Origin of the sequence: Bacillus sp. FSL K6-2819 (assembly GCF_038008305.1) — a bacterium.
In the GTDB taxonomy this organism is placed as follows: domain Bacteria; phylum Bacillota; class Bacilli; order Bacillales; family Bacillaceae; genus Bacillus; species Bacillus amyloliquefaciens.
In genome coordinates, this window is sequence record NZ_JBBOYV010000001.1 from 2,192,943 (window position 1) to 2,218,696 (window position 25,754).

At 35.5% G+C, this 25,754-nt stretch carries 26 protein-coding genes, 1 rRNA gene and 3 pseudogenes; 21 read left to right on the forward strand and 9 right to left on the reverse strand.

The window, feature by feature from the left end:
* The 8 genes from MHH91_RS11285 to MHH91_RS11320 form a co-directional block, all read right to left on the reverse strand.
* The gene (locus tag MHH91_RS11285) at positions 1-603 is read right to left on the reverse strand and encodes a hypothetical protein (protein ID WP_014472015.1); all 603 of its coding nucleotides are present in this window, start codon (positions 601-603) and stop codon (positions 1-3) included.
* A 1-nt stretch (position 604) separates the two neighbouring features.
* Positions 605-1,525, reverse strand: coding sequence for a hypothetical protein (locus tag MHH91_RS11290; RefSeq protein ID WP_014472016.1), 921 nt, complete (start codon positions 1,523-1,525; stop codon positions 605-607).
* A gap of 4 nt (positions 1,526-1,529) precedes the next feature.
* Positions 1,530-2,318: a hypothetical protein gene (locus MHH91_RS11295; protein WP_041915570.1), complete on the reverse strand. Its 789-nt coding sequence runs from the start codon at positions 2,316-2,318 to the stop codon at positions 1,530-1,532.
* Between the two features lie 342 nt (positions 2,319-2,660).
* On the reverse strand, positions 2,661-3,878 hold the full coding sequence (locus MHH91_RS11300; protein WP_220176556.1) for a hypothetical protein: 1,218 nt from the start codon (positions 3,876-3,878) through the stop codon (positions 2,661-2,663).
* Positions 3,879-3,958: 80 nt separating this feature from the next.
* Entirely contained in the window at positions 3,959-4,198 is a 240-nt protein-coding gene (locus tag MHH91_RS11305) for a hypothetical protein (RefSeq protein ID WP_014472020.1), read from the reverse strand.
* Positions 4,199-4,501: 303 nt separating this feature from the next.
* The gene (gene yonT / locus MHH91_RS11310; protein ID WP_041915572.1) at positions 4,502-4,681 is read right to left on the reverse strand and encodes a type I TA system toxin YonT; all 180 of its coding nucleotides are present in this window, start codon (positions 4,679-4,681) and stop codon (positions 4,502-4,504) included.
* A gap of 948 nt (positions 4,682-5,629) precedes the next feature.
* Complete coding sequence (locus tag MHH91_RS11315) at positions 5,630-6,742, reverse strand: tubulin-like doman-containing protein (RefSeq protein WP_014472021.1); 1,113 nt, start codon at positions 6,740-6,742, stop codon at positions 5,630-5,632.
* The gene (locus tag MHH91_RS11320; RefSeq protein WP_041915573.1) at positions 6,742-7,026 is read right to left on the reverse strand and encodes a hypothetical protein; all 285 of its coding nucleotides are present in this window, start codon (positions 7,024-7,026) and stop codon (positions 6,742-6,744) included. The genes MHH91_RS11315 and MHH91_RS11320 overlap by 1 nt, the downstream gene beginning before the upstream one ends.
* Positions 7,027-7,204: 178 nt before the next feature.
* Between MHH91_RS11320 and MHH91_RS11325 the strand changes: the two genes are divergently transcribed.
* From MHH91_RS11325 to MHH91_RS11350, 6 genes and pseudogenes are all read left to right on the forward strand, one after another.
* On the forward strand, positions 7,205-7,441 hold the full coding sequence (locus MHH91_RS11325) for a helix-turn-helix domain-containing protein (RefSeq protein WP_020954165.1): 237 nt from the start codon (positions 7,205-7,207) through the stop codon (positions 7,439-7,441).
* A 119-nt stretch (positions 7,442-7,560) separates the two neighbouring features.
* Positions 7,561-7,740 carry a hypothetical protein gene (locus MHH91_RS11330; RefSeq protein WP_014417885.1) on the forward strand — a complete coding sequence of 60 codons (180 nt, stop codon included), beginning with the start codon at positions 7,561-7,563 and terminating at the stop codon, positions 7,738-7,740.
* 40 nt (positions 7,741-7,780) lie between these two features.
* Positions 7,781-9,652, forward strand: a pseudogene (locus MHH91_RS11335) (RNA dependent RNA polymerase); the annotation flags it as partial.
* 331 nt (positions 9,653-9,983) lie between these two features.
* Positions 9,984-10,631, forward strand: a pseudogene (locus MHH91_RS11340) (hypothetical protein); the annotation flags it as partial.
* A 260-nt stretch (positions 10,632-10,891) separates the two neighbouring features.
* A complete protein-coding gene (locus tag MHH91_RS11345) occupies positions 10,892-11,167 on the forward strand; it encodes an HU family DNA-binding protein (RefSeq protein WP_265426495.1) in 276 nt (91 codons plus the stop codon).
* 581 nt (positions 11,168-11,748) lie between these two features.
* Positions 11,749-11,860 (forward strand): annotated as a pseudogene (locus MHH91_RS11350) (hypothetical protein); the annotation flags it as partial.
* A 604-nt stretch (positions 11,861-12,464) separates the two neighbouring features.
* Here MHH91_RS11350 and rrf read toward each other — a convergent pair.
* Positions 12,465-12,580: ribosomal RNA gene (gene rrf / locus MHH91_RS11355) — 5S ribosomal RNA — on the reverse strand.
* Between the two features lie 543 nt (positions 12,581-13,123).
* On the opposite strand from rrf, the gene MHH91_RS11360 reads away from it, so the two are divergent.
* The 15 genes from MHH91_RS11360 to MHH91_RS11430 all read left to right on the forward strand — a co-directional run bounded on the left by MHH91_RS11360 (position 13,124) and on the right by MHH91_RS11430 (position 25,736).
* The gene (locus tag MHH91_RS11360; RefSeq protein ID WP_010328101.1) at positions 13,124-13,315 is read left to right on the forward strand and encodes a YonK family protein; all 192 of its coding nucleotides are present in this window, start codon (positions 13,124-13,126) and stop codon (positions 13,313-13,315) included.
* 16 nt (positions 13,316-13,331) lie between these two features.
* Entirely contained in the window at positions 13,332-14,549 is a 1,218-nt protein-coding gene (locus MHH91_RS11365; protein ID WP_014472023.1) for a hypothetical protein, read from the forward strand.
* A gap of 237 nt (positions 14,550-14,786) precedes the next feature.
* Positions 14,787-15,287: a hypothetical protein gene (locus tag MHH91_RS11370; RefSeq protein ID WP_014470112.1), complete on the forward strand. Its 501-nt coding sequence runs from the start codon at positions 14,787-14,789 to the stop codon at positions 15,285-15,287.
* Positions 15,288-15,396: 109 nt separating this feature from the next.
* On the forward strand, positions 15,397-16,317 hold the full coding sequence (locus MHH91_RS11375; RefSeq protein ID WP_014472024.1) for a hypothetical protein: 921 nt from the start codon (positions 15,397-15,399) through the stop codon (positions 16,315-16,317).
* Positions 16,304-18,073 (forward strand): terminase large subunit domain-containing protein, encoded by a 1,770-nt coding sequence (locus tag MHH91_RS11380; RefSeq protein ID WP_014472025.1) that lies wholly within the window; start codon positions 16,304-16,306, stop codon positions 18,071-18,073. The genes MHH91_RS11375 and MHH91_RS11380 overlap by 14 nt, the downstream gene beginning before the upstream one ends.
* Before the next feature lie 17 nt (positions 18,074-18,090).
* On the forward strand, positions 18,091-19,626 hold the full coding sequence (locus MHH91_RS11385) for a hypothetical protein (protein ID WP_014472026.1): 1,536 nt from the start codon (positions 18,091-18,093) through the stop codon (positions 19,624-19,626).
* A 30-nt stretch (positions 19,627-19,656) separates the two neighbouring features.
* Complete coding sequence (locus MHH91_RS11390) at positions 19,657-21,093, forward strand: hypothetical protein (RefSeq protein WP_014472027.1); 1,437 nt, start codon at positions 19,657-19,659, stop codon at positions 21,091-21,093.
* 24 nt (positions 21,094-21,117) lie between these two features.
* A complete protein-coding gene (locus MHH91_RS11395) occupies positions 21,118-21,654 on the forward strand; it encodes a hypothetical protein (protein WP_014472028.1) in 537 nt (178 codons plus the stop codon).
* Between the two features lie 37 nt (positions 21,655-21,691).
* Entirely contained in the window at positions 21,692-22,708 is a 1,017-nt protein-coding gene (locus tag MHH91_RS11400) for a hypothetical protein (protein ID WP_014472029.1), read from the forward strand.
* 34 nt (positions 22,709-22,742) lie between these two features.
* Positions 22,743-23,213, forward strand: coding sequence for a hypothetical protein (locus MHH91_RS11405; protein WP_041915576.1), 471 nt, complete (start codon positions 22,743-22,745; stop codon positions 23,211-23,213).
* 14 nt (positions 23,214-23,227) lie between these two features.
* Positions 23,228-23,623 (forward strand): hypothetical protein, encoded by a 396-nt coding sequence (locus tag MHH91_RS11410; protein ID WP_014472031.1) that lies wholly within the window; start codon positions 23,228-23,230, stop codon positions 23,621-23,623.
* A complete protein-coding gene (locus tag MHH91_RS11415) occupies positions 23,620-23,874 on the forward strand; it encodes a hypothetical protein (protein WP_014472032.1) in 255 nt (84 codons plus the stop codon). The genes MHH91_RS11410 and MHH91_RS11415 overlap by 4 nt, the downstream gene beginning before the upstream one ends.
* Positions 23,858-24,511, forward strand: coding sequence for a hypothetical protein (locus MHH91_RS11420; protein ID WP_041915577.1), 654 nt, complete (start codon positions 23,858-23,860; stop codon positions 24,509-24,511). Before MHH91_RS11415 ends, MHH91_RS11420 begins: the two co-directional genes overlap by 17 nt.
* Positions 24,508-25,014 carry a hypothetical protein gene (locus MHH91_RS11425; protein WP_014417869.1) on the forward strand — a complete coding sequence of 169 codons (507 nt, stop codon included), beginning with the start codon at positions 24,508-24,510 and terminating at the stop codon, positions 25,012-25,014. Before MHH91_RS11420 ends, MHH91_RS11425 begins: the two co-directional genes overlap by 4 nt.
* The gene (locus MHH91_RS11430; protein ID WP_014472034.1) at positions 25,011-25,736 is read left to right on the forward strand and encodes a hypothetical protein; all 726 of its coding nucleotides are present in this window, start codon (positions 25,011-25,013) and stop codon (positions 25,734-25,736) included. The genes MHH91_RS11425 and MHH91_RS11430 overlap by 4 nt, the downstream gene beginning before the upstream one ends.
* Positions 25,737-25,754: the final 18 nt, after the last annotated feature.

Consider the following 25,754-nt stretch of genomic DNA (forward strand, 5'->3'; position numbering starts at 1 on the left):
CTAAATAATTCCCCCTTTTGTTCCTTCTTCTGTTTTTTCTAAATATGTAAATAAAGCATTGACTTTCTCTTGTTGAAGTGAATTATTTTCATGCATAGCTATGTATTCGTTAATTTTCTTGTCAATATATTTTCTGCTCGGTGTCCATCTTTTAACAATTTTCAAAGCAGCTTCAAAGTCATTAATGTTAATGCTCGAAGTATTAGGTACATTTAGAGCTTCAGATACTTTTCCATAGCATTGCATCAACAACCCTCTATAAAATAAAAGGTGTTCTGGACTGCCAATTGGTTTTACATAATCAAACACTCTGCTTTTAGCAGCATTTTTAAACTCTAGAAATTTTCCTGATTTATCATGTTGGAAGGTAAAGAATGTTTCATCGTATTCTTTAAACTTGCCTTCCATCTTTGAAATTTCTTCTGCATTTTCACTTTCTTTTAAAGACAACTGCTCAACTTGAAGTTCCAGCTCTTTTTGTTTATCAGCCATTTTTATAAAATCTTCACTTAATCTATTAACTTTTAAACTTAATACCTTGTCCATGAGCATATCAATTTCTCCATTTGACATCTTGTTCAATTCCAATTCATTAATCGCCATATTAAACCACCTCAATAATATTATTTTTATTCGTAATTTTTCTCATTTCTTTGCACCAGGATTCCACATGCCCGATTACAGAATCAAGATTGTTCATTATAATTTGATTGTCACTCATATCCCTAATGGCCTTTGCATACTTTACAGGCGCTAAACTACCTTTTAATACTTTTTCAATCTCCCAAACCATTTCAGAAAGCTCAGAAGTGGCCTCAACCTGCCTACCTAAATCATCCTGTTCTCTTGTTACAGCCTTTAATTTATTTGTTAGCTCCTCGTATTCTTTTACTTTCACATCACTCCTTTCAAGTTGTTGCTCTAAGATCAATTTTTGTTTAGATATATTTTCATATTTTTTATTTTGATACTCTAATTCTTTTTTTAATGCGTCTATTTGTTTGTAGTCAGTGTTATCAATGACTTTTTCAACAACTGTCTTCTTCTCCTTTTCTCGTTTTAATTTAGTTTCCAACAAACAATTATCCTCTTCAGCTTTCCTCAGCTTAGCTTCAAGCTCTTTGTATTCCTTTAGTGTTTTGACTTCACCATTTAGGACTGCTTCCTTAGCTTGTTTCTTTGGTTCGGTTGATTCTGATGAAGGTTTAGCTATTTCATATGTTAGAGATACTGGCAGGTCTTCGATTATTTTTTGGTCTTCGCAATTTGCGATGAGCTTAAATCTGTTGATTAATCTATAAACCAAGTCCTTTTTCAATCCTATTGAATTGCACCATCTTTCAAACAGTCCATTATACTGATTGTTTCCAGCTAACTTTTCTTGTGCTTCCTTTAGCTCTCTCCCCAGCTCTGTATAGGCCTTGCCAACAATCTCACGCATGTTAAATTCTTTTTGTTTAAGGAAATCAGCAGTTGATTGATCAACTAAATCATATTTGAACTCTTTTGATAATTCATTTGTCATGTCTTTACATCCTTTCCAAGTTACCATTTCGATCCATTTTTAGCTTTATATTCTTCAAAGGGTTATCCTCTTTTTTCACTTTTGTTGATTTGGAACCATCTTCATCAAGATCAATCAACTCGCTTGCAATAAGCTCTTGAAGCTTGTCTATTCTTTTCTTCTGGCTTTTTACTTTGTTACTAAGTTTATTGATCTTGTCATCTTTATCAGCTAATAGTTTGTTTGTTCCAGTCTTTTCATGTTTCAAAGACAAAATTTCGTTTTTAAGATCAAAGATTTCTTTTGTTGAGGTTTCTGTCATGTTTTGCACAGATTGCTGCATATTAAAAATCGGCGTTAACAATTTACTCATCTCATGTAGAATTTGTATATTGTTCGACTTCATCATTTCCTTAATCACATTTGTATTTGAAGGAGGCACAACAACTTCTTTTCTTACCTTAATGGCTGTATCTGAATTTTTAAGGATCATTGCCAATCTTAAAGCTGCTCTTTTAGGAACGATATATAGCTTAATGAATTTCCCAGGCATATTATATTTATGCTTAAATCCTTCAAGCTCTAATCCTTCTAGTTTCTTCAGTCCGTCTTCAACCAAAACCTCATTATTTCTGTGGATGTATGTAGTTAATGTAGGTACTTTCATTCCGAAATACTCTGACAAGAATTTTATTGAAGTATGTTTTTTGTCACCTAGCATCTTTAACTTTTTCACTTTGTCCAAGGCATCAATTCGATCCATGTACTGCTCTCTTTCACTTTCTTTGATTAAATATAGATTGGTATTCTTCATGTTATGTATTCTCCTCTTTAAATTTTTTAAGTTTAATGCGCCCTTAAAACATTATATTTTATTTTTATTCTTAAAGTATATTCACTTCACTGTTGCTTTAACTTGATTAGAGTATAGCATGAGTATTTAAAATTAACAATAGTTATTTTATTTTTATTCTAAAAAAAGAAGAACATATTATCGAGGTTCAGCTTGCTGAAACGAGACGGCCGTAAAGGCACTTTACGGACGAATTTATTATTTTTTTATTTAATTATTTTTCTGGTTCTCCTTAAGACTTAGGCTCTAAAACCCTTGATATGACTGGCTTATTTTTTAAGTTTAAGAGGTTTGTCCTCTTTATCAAGTATCGAGCCAGTTTGTGAGCAGCTTCCTCATTCTCAAAGAAGGTATGTACAAAGTTATTTCTTCTCCATCCCTAATAGCAGACCTCCATACCCATTGCACTAACTCAGACAATGCAAATGCGTCCTGGTCTATTGTAATACTGTACTTTTCTTTAAAATAATTATACAGAACAGTATTCGTATATCTGTTTATTGTATATGCTAAGTGTTTCTTATGCTTAAACTCGTTTGTAGCACGTGCATTACATGAGACAAACCCCTTTGTATACCCATTGCCCTTTATTCTGTTCTTATGGTCTGAATAAGTCGTCCACATAGCTTCATCACTTGACGACTTAACAATATTATTAAAGTAATTGAATACATTGTTCTTCACCTTTTTGATTGTGTAAGGTGATTTATTTTTATACCAATTAGAAGACAGTGAAAACTCCAGTTGTCCTATTGTATTTAGGTTGCCTTCATATATTTTTATTTTATTTCTTAACTCTTTTTTAAAGTTCCTTTCAAAATCAGTATCATGGTCAATGAACCTATACTGTCCATCTATGTAAGCTGAAATATACTTCTGATACTCAATATTGTTCACATCGTAATAATATTTTTGTATTTGAGCATCAAACATATATGTAAGTATGTAAACCTCCTTGAATAACTGGAATACGTCGGCAGGAAAGTTCCAAATCAATATATTATCTTTAAAATACATTAGGTTGTTATTTAACGCCATATCTCGAATATCATCGTATCGTGTTTCATAATCTTTTTTCTCTTCATTCCATTTGACAAAACCGTTTTCAACATAAATCAAATTGGAATCAAACAGTGTTGTTAGATCATGTTTCTTTACCTGTAATTGTTCCACTACTTCCATGACTTCATCTAATATTAGTGTGTAATTGCCTGCAAGTATAAGTTCCTTTGTCTCGTCGTTTGCGTTTTTAAAAAGGTTATGAGTTGCCACAATGTTTTTATTCTGTGATAAGAGTTCGTGAAAGGATTCAAACTTATATTGTGTTTTATCACCTTTCTTCTTTACTTTAGGTTCGAAAAATTGTTTGGACTTTATGCTTTTCTTTATGCGCTCAACTTCATTTAAATAAGGTGTGATGAATATAAAGGTTTCTTCTTTGCCAGCAGAATTCATTTTGTTAATCGCTGCAGATGTTTTACCGCTCCCCATAACCGAATCGACTATTTTAATTTTATTCATAATATAAACAGACTTCCCCCTTTAATATTAAAAATAAAGGAACGGATAAATGTTTTACCGCTCCTTCTCATGTATGAAATTCAATTGTTGATTCTTTCTTCAAGATCATGAATACGTCTTTCAAGTCCAGAGAATTTCTTATCATTGTATCGGTGGTCACTTTCAATATTCTTGTTAATAATCTTAAGCATGGATACAACCTCTTCAGGTTCATTTTCTTCGATTCGTTTAACCGTTTCTTTAATATCCTTAACGTCCTGCTTAATTGTGTTAATATCCTTGGAAAGTTGCTGTATCGCTTCAAGGATCTGATTTTCCATTCCGCTCACCTCTAATAAGCTTAGTATAGCATGATGTCAGTTAGATTTGTTTACCTTCTTTTGGCGTATAACAAAGTAAGCGATCCATAACAAAATGATAATGATACACGTTACTATGAAGATAGCCATAATAAGCGACTGTATTCCGCTGCTGAAGTAATCTTTGATGAAGAGGAACAATAAGAATAAAACAATAAATGTTATGTTCGTAAACCATAATGAGAATCGTTTCATATTTACAATGTGCTTGTCCATGTTATAATATGGGTAGTAACTAAAGGGGAATTAATCCCCTTTAGCGTGTTATCTGCGTATACGTTTGCGTTGTCTCTCTGGTCGGAGACGCTTGCGTGTACGCTTTTTCTTTTTGCTTTCTTTATTCTTCATCAGGTTTTGAATCTTCTCAGCTATCGTTAAACAGTTGATGATTAAAACCGTGATAGGAATAAGGAAAGCAATTGTTATACCCACTTTCTCAAGCACTATGTACACCTCCTTTCCTATAACTCTATTATAACACATTTTTCCTTCGAAGTCATTTTATTTTTACTCTTAAAATGGATTTTTTTAAATTATTTTGGCACTATTATTTATGGGTGTTTATAAGCTTTATGAGGCGTGTATGTGGATTGGATACCCAATGTACTATGATTCATTTAAAATTGATTCTAGGTGCATTAGAATGCTTCTGATGATGTGTGGTGAATGGAAACGGATAGAGATGATTAGGTAAGATTAAGGGTGGATGTAATGAGGGGATGAGAAGGAATATTATTAGAGTGAATATAAAATAGGTATTCGGATTAAGATAAAAAATTGTATAGATAACACTTCGATTCATTCCCTTTCGTTATACACACGATTATTTTTAATGAATGGGTATTCACTTTTATATTGACCACTTAATTATTTTTTCAAAAATAAATATTGTTTTTCATTTGAAATTGTGTTAGTTGTGCAAATTTATCAGCCAAATCATAAAAACCCTACATAACGTATCTTATATAGGGAATTCAATACCAATATATAGGGGGTATATTAACATCTAAAGGCCAAAAAACAGGAACAAATGTACCCCTAGCACTTCCATTTCCACACCCAACTTATTTTTTCACTTTCCCATTTTTCAGCCTATTTTCACATCGTAATCGCTATCGTAAAAGCCTATAATATCAATGTTTTTCCACCCCTCTTTCTCCCCTTTTTCATCAGACTTTCAACATATCGACCACTTTTCCTCTCTCCTGCCTACGTTTTACGATCACAAAACACCTATTACCCCTTTGACAGCTCTAAAACATTGCTATATCAACTAGATAACCCTTTCCGATCTTCATTTACGATAAGCACTTTTTCAACTCACGATCACCAAGTAGGGTCATTAAAAATCAAAATAAAAAAGCCACCTTAATAGGCAGCTTCCCTTTAAAATTAGCGCTTTAGTCTCTTCAGTGCCTCCATATACGAGGTCTTTTTCGATTCCTTGTTCTCCAGTTTTTTCGGTTTAAATAAATCCTCTCTACGGCGATTCTTCGCTTTATAAACAGTTGTTTCTTTAACTTCAGTGTTTCCATTTTCAATTAGATCATCTAACTGCTTCATCCGTTCATTGATCCAGGTTAACCCGCTAAGAATCGTTATCGCCCTATTACCTTTATCATAATGTCCTTTAAATAAGTCTAGGGGCATCTTGTTCTCAAAGACATTAAACAGCTCATTATACGATATATGCTCCGTTAAGAACTCATGAACATCTAGGATAACTCCAGCTCTCATCACATTTGTAAACTCAACAGGAGTAAATATCGAATTGTTCCACGACTTCTGTATATCTTCCTGCAGCTTATCAAAATACTTGCCCTCATTTGTAAATTCATTGAGGTTTGTTTGGGCAATAATCATGATTCCTGGTGTATCAAACAGCTGATTTAAATCCTTCCTGTCTAAGGTGCTGATCTTTGATCCTCTGTCCGTGTAATTGAGTAAGACTTCAATTAAATTCAGGAACATTTTGTTTGTTTCCTTATATAGTCTGCTCTCAGAAATCTTCCCTTCATGTTTACTCAAAACCATTTGATTATCCAAAGGTAAAACACATGTCTCTGGCATAGATAAGTCTTCAAGTAGCTCCAGTGAATTCATCTGGTTGACCAATACCTCATTGTTGTCAGGAAGGATTGGTACAGCAACTATTGTTTTATGTGTAAGACATTCGTTTAACAATTCTAATAATATAGGGGCTACCCCTGAACCGGTTCCACCAGCAGCAGAGAAAACTACGAAAATAACTTGTACTGAAGGCTTTTCCATTGTGTTCTTTATGAACTCAATAGAGGACTCCCAGTTATTTTTCATATGTTTCGCTGCTACGCTTCTGTCTTTACCCACTCCTTCTGTCCCAACCAAATGAAGCTTATCTTGAATATTGACCAATGAATTAAGGTCTGAAAGTGAATAATTTATTGCGACAGAATGAAATCCCCTCTTCATTGCTTCATCTGCTATACTTCCACCGGCCTGACCTACTCCAATAAATCCAAACATTAAACCCTCTCCCCTTCTAACTGATATCTCAAAGCTTCTTGTCCAAATTGAGTAATAAAAACTGTATGCTCTTTAGTGTTTTTAACTATATTAATAAACTGCAAGGCCTCTAGACGATCGATGCTCTTTCTAAAGGTAGCATCAGTCAACTGAGTTTTTTCTTGAATGGTTTTCTTTCTAATTGATTTAAACTTTAAATCTGCCCCTTCATCGCTCAATAAGCCTAGAATATACAAATCATTTCGAGTTAAATTATCAATGACTGAATCAAAATAAGTATCCATGTAACCCCTCCTTAATATCTGATGATTTTGAAGTATCTTGGTTGATATACGATTATTATATTGTTTATTTGTATTTAAATGCAAATATTTTTGTATCTTAATGCAAATAATTACACTCTGCTTGTATGTAAACCAGTGATTTTATAAAATTTATTCAAACAGCAAAAGGATGATTTAAATGGAATATAGGGTTAAAAGTAAGTTGGATTCATTTCTAAGCAGCAAAGGTATCGAAAAAGGCTGGTTAGCAGAGCAAATAAAAGCTGAAAGAGCAAGTATATCTAGATGGTGTAAAAATGACAGCGAGGGATTTGCAACCGTCCTCCCTAGTACATACAATCTTTTATTAATGGCACATATTCTAAATTGTAAAGTTGACGATCTTTTTGAATTAATCGAAATTAAATCCAATTAACTTTGGATTTTTATGTTTACAAGAGTAAAAATAAAATATATAATAAAGACACAACCACGTGAAGTGGTCTTTATTTTAATCATTTTAAGAGTAAAAATAAAATAGTATGGAGGTGTAAGATGAAAAAGCAGTATTTATTTAGTCATTTAATGGGGTTTATTGAGGGAAAAGTAGTCGATGGGACAGCAACACCCGAAGAAGAATACCTTTATCAGGATTACAAATGGTACGGAAAGATTAATAAGCAAAGCTTTACATATCGAAGTTTAGTAAATCAATATCTTAATAGCGAATATTAAGCACTTTCAGAGTAAAAATAAAATAAACGGAGGGGATTGATTGAAAAGAAAAAAAGACGGATTGTCTAAGCAAGTTCACATTTACAGTGTGGATACATCAGCATTTTATAATGACAAAGAAAATTTATTACATAATAAGATTTTAAAGTCTTATAGATACAGAGATTATCTTAAGACATTAGACAATGTACATAATAAACATAAGAAATACATTTCACAAAGAATTACATACCTTAAAGAATGTCTCTATTCTGCATTCGAAGAACATAATGACATAAGAACACTTCGAACTGACAGCTTAAGGGACAATAAAGTGATTTCTTTATTTGATTCAGTGTTGACCCGAACATTAGGGATTAAAGAAAATACCCTTTCAGAGGAAATCATGGTTGTCCAGACTTATCATTTTGAAGTATTGAAGGACATTATTGATCAAGGATTTTTACATAACAATGAAAAATACGTTTATTTCACAAGCAGCGCCGGTCAAATTCGTACAAAGAAGTCATGTTTCATTAAAAAAAGCACCTACGATAAGTATCAGGATGCTTTGACATGCGGCTTAAGTATTGAAAAGATCAACTCCCTTGGTGGTAGCAGCATTAACAAATGGAATAGCTACATGGCCTTATCTAACAGCGCCAGTAGCCCTTGGGAGATTGATATTGATAAAGCTATTGTAGTCAACGACTTAGAAACCGATGTGTCGAGTCTCGTTGACTACATTGATCGAGAATACGAGATCACTCGAAAAACAATGAACATTCCCATTGAGCATACAGATGGCTGCGGAATGATACTCCCCACTCTAAGTCATAAAAGCTTCATGGTAAGGCTCCCGTGGGTAAAGGGTTTATTAGTCCCTTTTGATTTTCGTAAATTTGCTGAGGAAAACAAAGCTTTTAAAGTAACTGATATATACGGCAAGGAATGGGACATAGTGAAAGATGATGTTCAAATTATCTTCACTAAAAGTCAGTTTAAAATGTGGAAGTATTATTCATCGTGGGAAGAATATCAATTCAATTATAAAAAATATGGATGCTTAGGGGCAAAACTCAACGAAGAAGATCCTTCTGTTGAAGGCAAGCTCACTTATCAAATGCTCCAGACACTTACAGATATCTCTGATGAAGAATTAATTCAAATGAGCTCAAAGACTGTAAAAGAAATAACCACATTGGGCACTGATAAAGAGACCATGTTAAGAGTTCTTGGAGCTACGGAGAAAAAGAAACATCGGACAGCTCTTCAGGACGCTTTACTTCTATATCCAGAACTTCTTAACGATGATCACACGAAAGAAATTATTAAAAATAAAAAGAAAAGCATGATCAAAGATGCCAAATCAGGAAAATTGCTTGTGGATGGAGCTCGTTATACATACTTATGCCCTGATCTATATGCTTTCTGCGAAAAATTATTTCTGAACATCCAGAATCCAAAAGGACTGCTTTCAGGAAGTGAAGTCCATTGTTCTTTATATGATGAAGGGTATATTGATATCCTCCGCTCCCCTCACTTATATAGAGAGCATGGTGTTAGGTGGAACAAAAAAGATGAGAAATATGAAAAGTGGTTCATTACCCCAGGTGTTTACACCAGCATTCATGATCCAATATCTAAACTGCTGCAGTTCGACAATGACGGGGATAAGGCCTTAATTATTCCTGATGAGTTAATCGTCAATATTGCCAAGCGTAATATGGAAAACATCGTTCCGTTGTATTATGAAATGTCTGTAGCCCAGAAACAAGAGATTAATAGCAAGAACATCTATGAAGCACTAACTCTTGCTTATGGGATCAATATCGGGGAGTACAGCAACAACATCACTAAGATATGGAACAGTGACAACATAAACCTGGACGTGATCAAATGGTTATGTATGGAAAATAACTTTACTATCGATTAAATTTTTAGTCGCGTCGCATAGCGATATGCGGATGAAAAGTCAGTGAACCTAGAAATCTAGGGTGTGCATTCAGCGAAAAGTAGCGATAGGAAATGATCGTCAATGAGTGTGCTAACAGGGGAATTCTAAGTCCTTATCGATACGATAACCCTGTGCCAAGCGTTTACATCATGCTGGGAAGCACTTGTAAATGAAGGTGCAACGACCATCCTTTATGGAGTAATAATAAGGTGAAATTCCTTATTATGAAGCGCTGACTATCTGTCTAGCACAGATGATGATATGGTCTATTCCCTAATAAAATATCGGGAAACCGAGGGTATCAAAGTTCGCAAAAACCTTATTCATGCCTACCCGACCTGATCATGTCGATGAAAAAATCAAAGACTACATAAAAAATAAAGTACCCCACTTCTTCATCAATGCAAAGGATAAAGAAGAACATAGCGTTGAGTTAATTAATGAAAGCACAGTAAACAAGTTAGACTCCATTATCCCCTCTGACCGAATTAATTTTGCAGCTGTTGCAGGGAAGTTCGATTATCGCTTCCTGCTCAAGAACAAAGAGATTAAGTTGGACGAGGCAATTATTAGTGAGTACAAACGATTAGACCAAAACAAGAAATGGCTCATGAATGATGAAGACATTAAGCCTGGACAAAAACTTTATGTTTATAAGGTTATCAAAGACAGATTGCTGAAGATACATGAAGACGAACAATATGTTGCTGATGTTCTGATTAAGTATCTGTATAAAAAGAAGAGTAAGTTCAAATCGACACTGTGGGAATGTTTCGGTGCTTGTATATTAAATAATCTAACACACAACCTGAAAACACTAAGAGTTTGCAGTGATTGTAAAACGCTATTTAGGGCTAAAACAAGCAAGAAACTTTTCTGTGGGAAATGTACAGTTAAGAGGAATAAACAAAAAACAAAGGAACGTGTCATTCGATTTAGAAATCAAAATGTGTAACGGTAATAAAAGTACCATGAGCCTTACTCCCACAAGGGGTACAGCGATTTTACCGAAAAAAGTATAACAAAAAAAGTGCCTTGAACCCTTGATACGACTGGTCTGAAAGCCCCTTTTGAGATAATCGCCATAAGGGAGAAAGAAAGCTAATTTCCACATATAAGGGTGAGTACGTCTCCCATTTTTCAAAAAAAGCACAAACGTTACCGTAATTATACTTTAACACAAAAATAAACAAAATCACTAGGAGGAATTAAAACATGAACAAAACAGAATTTGTTGGAGCAGTTGCAAACGAATTAGGAGTTACTAAGAAAGAAGCCACGCCTAATGTAGAGGGAGTGTTTAAAGTGCTTTCAGAAACATTGGCAAAAGGTGAATCAATCAAGATTCCTGGAGTTGGAACATTTGAAGTTCGTGAACGTGCAGCTCGTAAAGGGAGAAATATTCAAACTGGTGAGGAAATCGAAATCCCTGCTTCAAAAGTAGTGAAATTTAAGCCTGCTAAAGCACTAAAAGACGCAGTAAAAGCTTAATAAAATTAATGAGGACGACAGGAAAGGCTTCCTGCACGCTTTGTCATGTCACATAGAGCTTATGCTCCTAAAAGTGGCAGAGTTAGATGTTATGGAGGAAATTGTCGCCCTCCCCTCTTTTTACATGTGTTCATCTCCTGGTTTATTAATTAGAGTTCTTTTATTGATGGCATGGGGGTGTCGTCGATAATAAGCTGTTTACTGATATGTGGGATATCAGTTCTCCGCTAATACTCATTTGTTTGAGGACTTGGAATGCCAGGGTTTCGGATAAGTGGATATTAACGGGGTATTGCCCTTGCGTGGAAGAAGCTTTTTCTAAACATGTCTATTCTCACTTTCAAACGAACAAAAGCATTAAGTTCGACTTCAAAACTACAACTGGTCATTGTGGTTAGTCGGATAATGGTCATTTATGAGGGTGCGAGGTTAACTCGGATGTCTGTATCTTAAGGAGATAGGTAAATGGCTATTATCGGGCTAAACATGTCGGTAAGACCTTTGCTACTCAAGCTGTTTATGTAGGGTGAATCCCATCACAGTCTTACTATGGGTGACATGTAGCCTGAATAATAATTGCGGTGCACTGCTTCGGCTTGCACTTAGGGAAGGGTAGATGCGTCTCCCTTCCCTTTAAATAATGCCCTTGTAAGCTTTGATGCTTATTATGCGGTCAACAAAATTTTTCCGGGTTAGCGAGGCTTTGTAATTACATACCCTCGTAAAATAAGTGATATGGTTTTGGGCGCTTGATCACCGCTCTCATTTCACAGAAAAGGATTATTTTCGGTCTTGCCTTTTCATTTTCACTTAGGAACATATTCACTATTTATTCGCTACTTCTCCTTCAATGTTCTGAATGGAGACTTACCTTTCCCATGCACATACCTCCTTACACGGGTCAGAGAAAACTGTGCAAAATAAATGGCGAGCGTTTGAGACGCTTTGTTTCTCAATAAGGCGTGTAACCTGACAAGAGAGACTGAAAATGCCATTGAGAAGGCTTATAATGGGTCTTTCCTTCTCGTAATTTGTTTTAGAATTCATTAAACGAGAGTAGCTGTTTAATCCCGCGTGGGTGACATAAAAGATACCTCGATACGTCAAGCTTTGGGATTCCATCCAAAGTCAGTTTACTATAATAATTATTTCAACTCATAAGTTTATTGAAAAGCGCAAAAAAGGTTTTCCTGGTCGCGACTCCAGAAAAACCTTTTTTGTTACAGCATGCTGTTTTCTATCCTTGTTAATTTCACTATACAATTTTGTTGTCTAAATGTCAACCACGAAGGAATTTGGCTGGCGGCGTCCTACTCTCACAGGGGGAAACCCCCGACTACCATCGGCGCTGAAGAGCTTAACTTCCGTGTTCGGCATGGGAACGGGTGTGACCTCTTCGCTATCGCCACCAGCACAGCGCATCTTTTTATGCGTTCATTTCTTTGCAAAATGAACACGTATCAGCATTAACAGAATTGCCGTCTTTACTGTACGTTCCGCATTCCGGACACGCGGGTCTTGCATCAACAAGGACAGAAAACAACATGCAGTGGCACCTCCTTACCGGCGGTATACCGGATCGCGAGTCCAGTAGAAGTCCGCCTGTCCAAGATCACAAACTGTTGAGCGCCTGGACAGACAGACCTCGTACCTTCCCCTCCCCAAAAAGGTTGAAGCATGTACTGTTCCTTGTGTATTTTTGTTACATAGACATATTACTACATAAACCACTATATATCTAGTATTTTTTTTACAAGTGATCCTTATTTACTGGAATCTGTTTACATCTAAACATACTCAGTTATCGATAATCTCCTTCGGGCGTTTCCCCAACGCCTATCCGACTTATCTTTCATCTCCTTTATATCCCCTTCTCGGACGTTACCGATGCTTCGGATCATCGGGCTTCCGAAGGAGCTTATTGTACGTAAATAGAAAATTATTGGAGGAATTTAAATGGCAAGCAAAAAAGTACATCAAATTAATGTTAAAGGCTTTTTCGATATGGACGTAATGGAAGTTACTGAACAAACTAAAGAAGCTGAATACACATATGACTTCAAAGAAATTCTTTCAGAGTTTAATGGAAAGAACGTTTCAATTACTGTAAAAGAAGAAAATGAACTTCCTGTTAAAGACGTTGAGTAAGGCGGTGACTGACTGAATGATCGATCCTGTTCAAACTAAGCGTCACTCAGATGAAAACCTTAAAGAATGGAAAATAAGAATCTGCTCTAATAAAGACATTTATAATCTAAACTGGGAAGAAATCAAAGAGTTAATCAACAAGGAAACCGGCGAATCTAAAGGTGAATCAGCTTATAGAAAATGGTTCAACAACTTCATTGAAGGAGTTGAATACCAAAAAGAAAAGTCAGCTGAATCAAATAATTCTCTCCTTGAATTGGAACTGAAAAAGGTTGAAATCATGGAAGAGAGAAAAAAGCTTCAAGCTGTAAAGCATGAAATACATAAAAATACACGTGTCAAAGGTCGAACAGAGCTTCTATATGAAAATGTAACTGAAGCAATTGAGAAAGTAGGTACTCTCCCTCCCCCTTCCTTCTATCCATTAAATAAGAGCAAAAGAAAAAGAGCTGCTGTTCTAGGGTTTGGAGATGAACACTTCGGGAAGCAATTTAAAAGCAACAACAATGAATACAACGAACAGATTTATTTGCAGCGTATGAATCAGATTCTTTCTGAAACTGTTGAGTACATTCAAAAAGAAAATTTAGATGAGCTGGTCGTGTTAAATGGTGCTGATAGTGTTGAAGGTATGGCATTGCGCGTATCGCAATTAACTGCCCTTCAGTACGGGTTTATTGACCAAGTGATAAAATACTCTAGGTACAAAGCTGAATGGCTACTAGAAATTTCTAAGTACGTCAAAATTAAGTACATACATATCCCTTCTGCAAATCATACTGAACTAAGATTACATAATACAAATCGCTCGGAAATGCCTAAAGAAGATGTAGAGCGTATTATAGCTACTTATATCCATGACGTACTCAAAGACAATGAGCGAATTGAAGTTCCTTTATACGACGAAGGAATTGTGGATTTTAAATTACTTGAATTTGAAATTGTGGCATGTCACGGACACCAGATTAAAAACAAAAAGAATGCCATTCGTGACATCTCACAGATGAAACGAAAATTCTACGATTACATGTACATCTCCCACTTCCACCACGGAAACATGCTCACTGTAGGTGAAGCATCCACTCATAATATCCAAGTTATACAACTCCCTTCTGTAATGGGTTCCGATGAATACAGTGACAGCTTAATGACAGGTGCCAAAGCTGGAGCAAACTTATCAATTTATGAGTCTGGCAAGGGTCGGACTATTCAGTACGATTACATATTGAATTAATAAGAAGGAGTAAAAATTAAATGAAGACAAAAAGTTTTATTAACGAATTAAGTGGTCATTGGGTTAATTTCTCAGATGAATTTAAGACGGAGCTTTCCTTAATTATTGCTGGTTAATTTCTACAACTTAGCCTAACCGAAGTGTTAGGACATTATTTTTTCAACTAAGGGAGCCTCATGTAGGCTCCTATAAACTTTGTTTAAAACTTTAATTTTATAAAGATGAGGATGAGGAAGATTGAAAGAAGAAACTAAAATTCTTTGGGAATATGTAAAGCTACTAAAAGAAATTAATGATAGTGGTTATCTATGTAACAGGGAATTAAAAGACGCCCTAACAAGTCTACATAAAAGCATGGGATTTGAGAAAAACACTAAAAGTGAACAATTGAACCAAGATGTCAAATTCTCTACTAAACCCTTAAACGGAAATAGCTACACATTGAGCTCGGGCTATAGTCCTGAAAGAATTGCTGTAATTAATCCTGGAAGAGAAGAAACAACCTTTTTAATTATTGATTTATACAATTCCCGTATTGAGGACATTTCAAAGAAAGTGGAATATGGAACGTTTAAACATCAGGCTAGTCAAATAAAAGCCATAATTATAGACAAACGACCGAGTAAATTAATAATTGATGCAAACGGTATTGGAAAAGGTTTGCTTGATGCTCTTGCTGATACCTTAAAAGGAACCAAGGTTGTTTTGTCCGAAAATGGTGCCTTAACTTATAAATAAAATACTTTTTTAGAACGTCCAGTGATGATTTGAGAAATCTCGACTCCCTCTCTATTACTGGGCGTTTTATAAAACGTGTTTACATCAACTAACTTTATGGAGGTGAAATATGTCTGCTGAAAAAATAAAATGCTCATGCTGCGGCAAAGAACAAAATGCCAATCAATATTATATTTCTGAATCCGCTTTTAATGCTGCAACCGGCAAACTATCAGTATGTAAGAGTTGTCTCCAAAACGAATTCCAAAAAGACAAAGATAACTTGAAGAATGTACAAAACATCTTGAGGATGATTGATCGCCCATTTGTTTACGACTTGTGGGTTTCTGCTGTTAACGAATCAGTTTCCAAGAAAAAATCAGATGGCAATGTGTTAGGTACATATATGAAGAATATCGGAATGAAAGATTACAAGTCAAAAACTTGGGCTGACAGTGAATTTGACTTTGAAGAAGAACAAGAATACACAACACAGTTATTACTCGCTAAAAGTACAGAAGATATATCTAAGGAAGACATAAATGAATTAATGCAATTCTGGGGTCGTGGTCTTGATGTTGAAGATTACATTTGGCTTCAAAATGAATATATTGATTTCACGAATAGGTATGAATGTGACTCTAAAGGAATGGAACTTCTTATAAATGAAATATGTTTGACGCGGCTAGATATCCGCAAACGGCGGGAGAATGGTGAAAAAGTCGATCAGCAACAAAAAACTCTTCAAGATTTACTTGGCTCAAGTAATTTAAAACCGGTTCAAGAAACTGGAGCAAGTGGAGTTGAACAAGAGTCATTTGGTACTTTGATAAAAAAATATGAGAATGAGAGACCAATACCTGAACCAGAGCCTAGATGGAAAGATCCTGATAAAATTGGTAAATATATTAAGGTGTTTTTCCTTGGTCATCTGTCTCGAATGCTTGGTTTGAAAAATCAATATTCCTCTGAATATTGGGAAGAAATGAATAAGCATACTGTTGAAGAGCCCGTAGCAGAAGAAGAGGATCGAGAAAATGACCTCACATAAAAATTTTACAACAGATCGCAACAAGCATAGTCGAGGAATTAATATCTTTAAAAAAGGAAACAACTTTAAAAAGAAATCAAAATCTGAGCGATTAATGGATGGTATTGGCGCATGGACTTCTTTCTATAGAGCAAATCCACATCGTTTTGTGAAAGAATACTTGGGCATTACGCTTAAATTGTTTCAATGTATTTTAATTCACATGATGGTACATAACCATTATTTTATGTACCTGGCCAGTCGTGGTCAGGGTAAGACTTGGTTAACCTCTGTGTACTGCTGTGTGCAAGCTATTCTTTTCCCAGGTACTAAAATAGTTATTGCATCGGGCACAAAAGGACAAGCTCGTGAAGTCATAGAGAAAATTGATGACTTACGTAAAGAATCGCCTAATTTAAGGCGAGAAATAGAAGATTTAAAAACCTCAACAAATGACGCTAAAGTTGAGTTTCATAACGGCAGCTGGATTAAAATCGTCGCCTCAAATGATGGTGCACGTTCCAAACGTGCAAACCTCCTAATTGTAGATGAATTCAGAATGGTTGATTTTGAAATCATCAGTAAAGTACTCCGAAAATTCCTAACAGCTCCCCGTTCTCCTAAATATCTTGAAAAAGAAGAATACGCCCATCTCAAAGAGCGAAACAAAGAAATTTACCTCTCATCCTGCTGGTATAAAGTTCATTGGTCATTTAACAGGTTCATTACATACTACAATGCAATGATGAAAGGTTCTAAATACTTTGTTTGTGGCCTCCCTTATCAAATCGCAATAAAGGAAGGTCTTTTGGATAAAGATCAGGTTCGAGATGAAATGGCTGAAGAAGACTTCGATCCTATTGGTTGGTCAATGGAAATGGAAGCTCTCTGGTTTGGTGAATCTGAAAAAGCTTATTTTAAATTTGAAGACATTGAAAAGAACCGGAAACTTGCTTCTCCCCTCTTCCCTCCAGACTATTATAGCTTAATCAAGGATTCCAACTTCAAATATGAATCCAAGAAACCAGGAGAGATTAGACTGGTAAGTAATGACATCGCCGGAATGGCCGGTAAGGATAACGATGCCAGTGTTTACACAGTATTCAGACTGATTCCAAACTCCAATGGATATGATCGTCATATCGTATACATGGAAAGCATTGTAGGGGGTCATACAGGGACTCAAGCAACAAGAATTCGACAAATATACGAAGACTATGATTGCGACTATATTGTATTAGATACCCAAAGTATCGGACTTGGCGTGTATGATGCATTATGTCAGCCTCTATATGATAAAGAACGCGCTAAAGAATATGAGCCGTTTTCATGCATTAACGATGAAAGAATGGCTGAGCGTTGTACTTATCAAAATGCTGAAAAAGTAATTTATAGCATTAAAGGTAATGCACAATTGAACAGTGAAATTGCGGTATTGCTCAAAGATGGATTCAAACGAGGGAAAATCAAAATCCCTATCAATGAAAATGAAGGAAAAGAATACCTGAAAAGATTTAAAGGCTATGAAGGCTTATCCCCTGAGGTTAAAGGGAAATTCCTTTCAAGCTATGCTCAGATTACACTTCTAATAAATGAAATGATCAACTTAGAAGCTGAATATAGCGATAATGGACAAGTTAAGCTTAAAGAGCCAAAAAGTAAACGAAAAGACAGATATAGCTCAGTGGCTTATGGCAATTATATTGCCACAGTATTAGAAAGACAGTTAAACAAACAAACTGAATATGACGTTGAAGATGAGTTGGTCTATTTTTAAAAGAAATGAGGTGAAACATGGTTTCCTTAAATAAAGTTGACATTGAATCAGAAGAGTATAAGCAAATGCTGAATGACTATTCAACTTATACTGCTACATTTGCTTCCGGCTTTATCTCGAATATGTTTTCCAGTGGCATTGTTACGGAAGTTGAGGCCGAACAATTAAAAAACTATTTTTCTAACCCCGATCAATTTCAAGAAGAAATCGAAGATCTTGCAGAGTACTTTTACATTTCTACTGCAGAGATTCACCAACTGTTTGAATTGATTGAAGCCCTCCCTACCCTCAACTATAAAATTGACTCCTTTTATAAATCTAAGTCTTCAGATAAGCATATTTCCCTTTTAAATAAATCCTTACATAAAGTCAAACATAAAAGACTTACTAGAGATTTGTTAAAACAGGTTGCTACAGCCGGCACTCTTGTTGGTATATGGCTTGGAGACGATAAGAGTCCCTATCCGTTTATCTTTGATGAGATTAAGTATGTGTTTCCCTCTTTTAGGAGAAATGGAGACTGGGTATGTGTAGTTGACATGGAGATGTTCACTAAGTATAAAGATGATCGCAGGAATGAATTGTTAAAAAGCCTCTCCCCTTTTATTAAACAAAGCGATTATGAAAACTTCATGAAAGATCGAGAGAAATATCGATACAAGGAATTGCCGCAAGAGAGAACTTTCCCACTACGCACAGGAACACTAAAGAGAAATCAAGGCTTGGGAACATCTTGGGTTACCCCAGGTCTATATGATGTGCTTCACAAAAAGAAACTTAAAGATGTCGAGAGGTCTATTGCAAATAAGATTATTAACGCTGTTGCAGTATTAACAATTGGTACAGACAAAGGTAACGGAGAATATACAAACATGAAGTTGCCTAAAGCAGTTAAACAAAAAATTCATGGCGGAGTTAAGTCGGCTTTAGAAAAAAACCAAAAAGATGGAGTGACCGTAGTATCAATCCCTGACTTTGCTGACATCAACTTTCCAGATGTTAAAGCAGATGGATTAGATGGAGCAAAATTCAATCATATTAATAGCGACATTCAATCTGCTTACGGCTTGTCCGGATCCCTCCTGAACGGTGATGGAGGTAACTACGCAACATCATCATTAAATTTAGATACATTTTATAAGCGGATTGGCGTTTTAATGGAGGATATTGAACAAGAGGTTTATCAAAAGCTATTCAACCTTGTTTTACCGGGCAGTCAAAAAGACAACTATTATATGAATTATGACAAAGACAAGCCGCTCACTCTAAAAGAGAAAATGGATATCCTAATTAAGTTAAACGATAAAGGCTGGTCTATTAAGCATGTAATTGACAACTTAGCTGGAGTATCCTGGGAGAGCTATCTCGAACAAACTCTCTATGAAACTGAAGAGCTTAAACTCCAAGATAAAATTAAACCATACCAAACATCCTACACAATGGGTGATGGCTCTTCAAACAATGGAGAAGCTGGACAATCTTCAACCGAAACTCCTACAAATGAAAATACAATAAAATCAAGAACATCAGATGGAAATAATACGCCTGAATAGTGTTCTCTTTTGAAAGGGGGTGAATTTCATTTGACAAAGAAGCAAAAGAAACGATCATGCCAGTTGCAGCTTAATGAAATTAAACAATCAGATGATCCAACAAAGTTACCTTGTACCTTCATCATATTTGATTTTGAAGTATCGCATAACAACACAATAATCCCCAAAGAAGTAGCCTTGGAAGCCTCCCCTACTATTATCAATAAGCCCATCGTTGCCAAATATCATGAAGTTGAAGATATAAATACTTCAACAGATGCACTTGGTTCTCATGAAGCCTATTTAGGAACAGATAAGCATGGCGAACTTGAAGTAAAGATGGACACAACTCCAATTGGAGTTTTCACTTCTGAAGGATACATAATGGAAATTGATACACCAGATGGGAAAAAAGAAGTTCTTGCAGCAGATGCTGTATTGTGGAGGTCTCGTTTTAATGATGCCTGTGAGTTACTACAAGAATGGTATAGCAGAGGGATCAACATCAACACAAGCTGCGAAATCTTATATTCAAACTATACAGTACAGGATGGTATTGAGTTTATTCAATCCCCTGTTTATTTGGCTGGACATGCAATTTTAAATTCCGAAAAGCGAGGCGAACATGATGTTGTCCTCCCTGCTTACGAATCTTCTAAACTTCTAAGCTTTAATGAACTACAGCGATTCGAAAAATTAGTGTTCCAAGCAGCAAGTAAAGAAAATCAAAAGGAAGGTGAAACCGTGGATAAATTTAAGAAAGTGTTTGAATTATCTCATTCAGACATTAGAACATTGCTTTATGGTCAACTAGACCCTACTCTTGACAAAGAGTCAGATTCATATATAGCAGAAGTTTACGATTCATATTTCATCGCAAACGTTTATAGCTGGGCAGATGAAAATAGTTATGACAAATACTATAAGTTTAATTACACCAGAACAGGCGATGTTGTTTCAATTGATTTTGAAAGTAAAACCGAAGTGTTCATGACGCGGAACTGGGAGGAAGTTGTTCCTGAATCTGTTCAATTGCAACTTAACCAGAAAGAAGAACAGATTAAGGATTTGACGAAACAAGTAAATCAAATCAATAAGGATAAAGCAGAGGTTGAACAGCAATTCAACTCTGCTAGTGAAAAGCTTATCAAGCTGAACTCTGAAGTGGAGCAATTGAAACCTTTTAAAGAAAAACACGAGAAAGCATTATTTGAGCAAAAATTGAATGAGAAAAATGAATTTTATAAAGCTAAATTTGAAGCTCTAAAGGCCGAGGATAAATTCAGTTCAGAAGAAGTGCAAAACCTTATTCATGCTTCTATTAAACAAGATGAGGAAGGTGAAAAAGCTGTATTGCAACTAAACACTATGTTAGTTGATTTAGTTAGTACTCCTGCTGAAACAAATACAACCATTAGAGAATTTTCAAGTAAACGGGAAAATCTAATCCCTAATGATGACTCTTTTGAATCCCGCTTTTCACAATAAATTTTAAACTTGGAGGAATAAAACATGGCTACAAGATTGCAAAAAGCTCTTACTGAAGTAGGCAATCATACTACTGGAAACTTGAATTCTTTAAAAATCAAAACAGTTGCTCACGGTGCAAAAGTGACTGGATCAGATATCGACAACTTCATGCTTGTTGAACTAGGTTTTGACGCTGAGGGAAATAGAACAGCTGCGAAGCTATCAGATAAAACAAAAAAAGCATATTTAATTGCTTCCCCTGAAGCACGGTATCTTGGTGAATCAATGCGAGACTTTTATAACGGTGTAGGAGAACATGCTCGAATTGTTATCCTTGAGCCAGCTTATACCCGTTTTGATGTTTCTGCATTTTCATTAAATGCGGGCGTAACCGAGGTTAAACAAGGTCAATTGGCGCACTTTGATATTGCTACGCAAAAGTATATTCTTAGTGATCCCGCATCACCCCATGAAGATTATGCTGATTCTTCTGCTAAGTTCCTGGTTGTAAATAACGAAGATGACCTTGTTTACACAATGGGGCAAAAACTTGTTCGCCTCGAAGTAATCGAAGCCTAATCCATAACAAATAAATTTCAATAAAAGGAGTATTCAAATGAAATTAGATACTGTGAAAATCAAAGGCTTGTTTAGCCGTGTATTAAACAACAAAATGGATGGTACTGATCAAGCTGATATTCAAACTTATATTAAGAAAGTGTTTGGCGATGGTGGAACGACACCTGATCCTTCCATGCTCCATCAATTTAATAACCTTGTCGTTGAACAAGCTGATGAAATCGCAAAACCAAAAGTAACCCAGTTGCTTTCCCTTTTGGCTAATGTCCAACAAGAAAAACGAGGTAATATTAAACAAATTAAAATTCCGAAAAAGAATAAAGCAAAAGTCATTTGGTCTGCTACAGGTTCTGGCGTTGATTTAGTTCGTGTTGAAGGTCAAGAAACTGTTCCAGCCGTTCCAAAAACTATGTCAACAGGTTTTTACTATGAGCCTCTAGACCTCGTAACAGATTCAATTACTTACTTTAATAAATTGGTGAATGATATTGCAGATGCTAAAGTCCGTCTATACCTCGATAAAATTCATCAATTAACTGCAAGTGCAATTACAGCAGGTAAAATCCCTGCAAAAAATGTTCAAACAGGCTCAAACCTTACTCTTCAACAATACAACAAAGTAGCCTCTGTGCTTCAACGTTATGGCGGGAAGCCTATCTTCGTAGCTGACACCCTTCTCATTGACTACTTCGCAATCCAACAAGGAACAGACTCAACGTATAAGAACTTCTTAACAGAAGAAATTAAAGGAGAGCTCCTTACTGCATTAAACCCTGCTACAATCGGTAGAACAACTGCTGTCAACCTCACTAACCCATTTACTGACGATACAAATAGCAAAGTTGAACTCCCTGTCAATAAAGGATATATGTTTGCCGGCGGCGTTTCTCAGAAACCATTTTCTGTTGTTGAGTATGGCGGATTGCGTCAATTGACAGAGCAAGATATTGAAGATGAAAGAATCAAAATGAAAATTGTTCAAGATGCTTCTGTTAATCTTCTGTTTGGAGAAGCGATCGGAATTATTGAAGAACAAGCTGCAGTATCAATTTAAATCAAATATGAGGATTTTTTAGGAGGATATGATTTTGACTGAGAAAATTAAGTTAGCTCGACACAGAAGCACATCTTATTTTGTTGGATTTACTGGTGATGGTGGACATAAACAATATACCTGGGCTGGAAGCAAAAATGGTAAGGTTGATATTAAAGAAGTCCCAAAAGAAGTTGTTGAGTGGCTCACAATGAATAGCGTTTGTTTTGATAAAGGTGAATTAGTTATTGTAGATGACAATGAAACAACAAAAGAGATTAAAGACTCTATTGTTGAATCAGAGGCTTATGAAAACAATATTCACACTAAAGAAGAAATAGAAAAGATGATTAAATCGGGCAATATTGCTCAACTTAAAAATAAGCTCGATAAAATCACGGTCGATTCTGAGAAACAATTTATTATTGATGTTGCTTCAGAATTTAGCGATGACATTGCTGCGGGCAAATTAAAAGTATTGGCTGATTGGATGGGAGTCGCTGATCCTTCCCTTCTCTTTGACTAAGAGGAGGGGTTTTTATGACATCTTATGATCAAATATGGGAAACCTTTTTAAACAACTGTGAAACATCTGATTTTGATGTTCCTCAAGAAGAAGAGGACATTTATAAATCAATTCGAAATGCAATCCTTCATTTCAATAACAGATTGAGAGACAATTTAAAAGCTGATGATTCAACAGAAACTGTAAGCAGAGAATTATCTGAGGATGATATTCTTATTCTTGCACACTTCTTGAGATACATCTTTTTGTTAAATAAAAAGACCTTGTTTGAGAATACATGGCAACCCTTCACGAATGATGTGGGTATTAAGAACTTTGGCACACAGATCAATTCACTTAAACAAAGTGTAGTTGAACAGAAAAACGAAATTGAGCGTTTGATATTAAATGCTGCGGTGGATTATCTATGAGTATGATTCAAGTTAAATCGGTATTAAACAATGGACAAATTAAGATTGAAGAATTAGACGTGTATTGCAATACGCTCAGCAAGAAAAACAATTCGGTACTTTTCAAATTGGAGAAATACCTTAACAAAAAGCTACTGAGTGACCCTGACCTTATAGAAATCAGAGACACTATTTTAACAGTAAGTGGTGAGTTAAACAGGCTTAATGATTGCTTATTGACAGACGGTGATTCAATTGAAGGATTACAGTAATTATCACAAGGTTAACATTAATGAGAAGCTTTTGCATGATGGAAAGCTCATTTTCAAGCAAGGTCTAAAAGGTTTTGAATCTGAGAAAGTTACGATTGATGGAATTGAAAAAACAGTAATGATTACTTCAAAGTATTCTAGTGGTGATGGAACTTCTAAATATATATTAGGTGAAATATCTGACATTTATTGTGGTGGTGTGGTTAAATATAACGGCGAAACATGGCTCATCACTTCGCTTCCTCATAGTAACAAAATATATAAGAAGGCCGAGATCAAAATATGCGGTGCTGTATTCACTCTAACCTCAGATGACAAGTCTGTTGAATCAGGTAAGGTTAACGAAATAACGGGTAAGCCAATTTACAAAAAGATTCCAGGTGAAAAGACTGAAGTTCCCTGTATTTTTGAAAGGTCTACTTCGATAAATGGAACTGAATTGGCGGTAAATCTTCCAGATGGACAAGCAAATATTACAATCCCTTATTTTGTACATGAAAAATTAAAAATTGGCCTTACTCTTACTTTCTTTGGTGAAACCTACCAAGTCAATGATATAGACTACTCCAAGGTCTATGGAGACATCGGGACAATTAAACTTATAGCCAAGAAGAAAGTTGGAGGTGATAGCGAATGAGTATGATGGTCGAACATATGACAACTGTATTCAGAACTATTATGAATGATACAGAATTGAATCGTCTTTTATATTATAAAGATGACCCTCTCTCCTCTTCTCTCCCTGACGTTCAGACATTGGAAAATTATTATGATCCAGTTGATGATTCCCCATCGATATTAAGCTCCATAATCAAACGTGCTCCCAAAACTGATGATTTAACCGATCAACCAATTTGCAGGCTTTGTGTCTATCTTGGTAATGGAATCCCTAAACCCTCAACCCAAAGTGTGATGCTACTAGATCAAGATTTGATGATTGATGTTTATACACACATTAACACCTATGAAGAGACTGAATTCAGGAACCTGAAAATTACGGATCGTATTTGTGACATGCTCTTCAATCAAAATTTTGCTGGTATCGGTAAAAATGTTAAATACACAAGACTGCTCATATCAAACGCACCTGAAGGGTATTTGGGATACAAATTAATATTCACTTTCGGAGCTATGAAATGATTGATATGGAGTTTTTCATTACTGGAGAACCTATCTCCACAGAACTTGGTGAATGCAGATTCATCAAAGTTAAAGAGTACGGTCAGTTAGCCAATTATTTAAGGCTAATCAAAATGTCCAAAAAAGAGATCATTTATGTTTATAGCAAAGAAGATGTTAATCGTTTTGGGGAACTTGATGAGCTTATTGCTGAATTAAAAAAAATGACTCTTTATGAAATTTCGGGTACCCTTCCTAATTTTCAAGAAGCCTATAGCACAGTGTTTTCTAAAATGTTCAATGGAGAAGAAATACTGGATAAGCTTACTCCAGACAACTTCGATTCCATTAGAGACCTTGTATTAAAAATGTGTTGTTTGAAGGAAGAAAAAATAAGCTCCAATCCTGAGATTCAAAAAGCTAATGAGCGAAGCAAAAGAGTCAAGAGTCAAGATGTTGATTCAGTTGATATGGCAGATATCATTAGCACAGTGTCAACTTATACAGGCTATCTTTATAAAGACATTAATGATATGACACTGTTTCAACTTTATATGACTTATCACCGGATTGCTCAATTCAAGCAATATGACACTTCTACCCTCTTTGCTACAGTTTCACCAGAAGCAGGTAAAAACATTGTGAACTGGGATAAACACATTGACTTATTTGAGGAAGAGAAACATTACATAAGCCGAGATAAGTTTATGAAAGAGACCAAAGGTTTTTCTAAGGGCAGCTAATAGCTGTTCCTTTTTTAT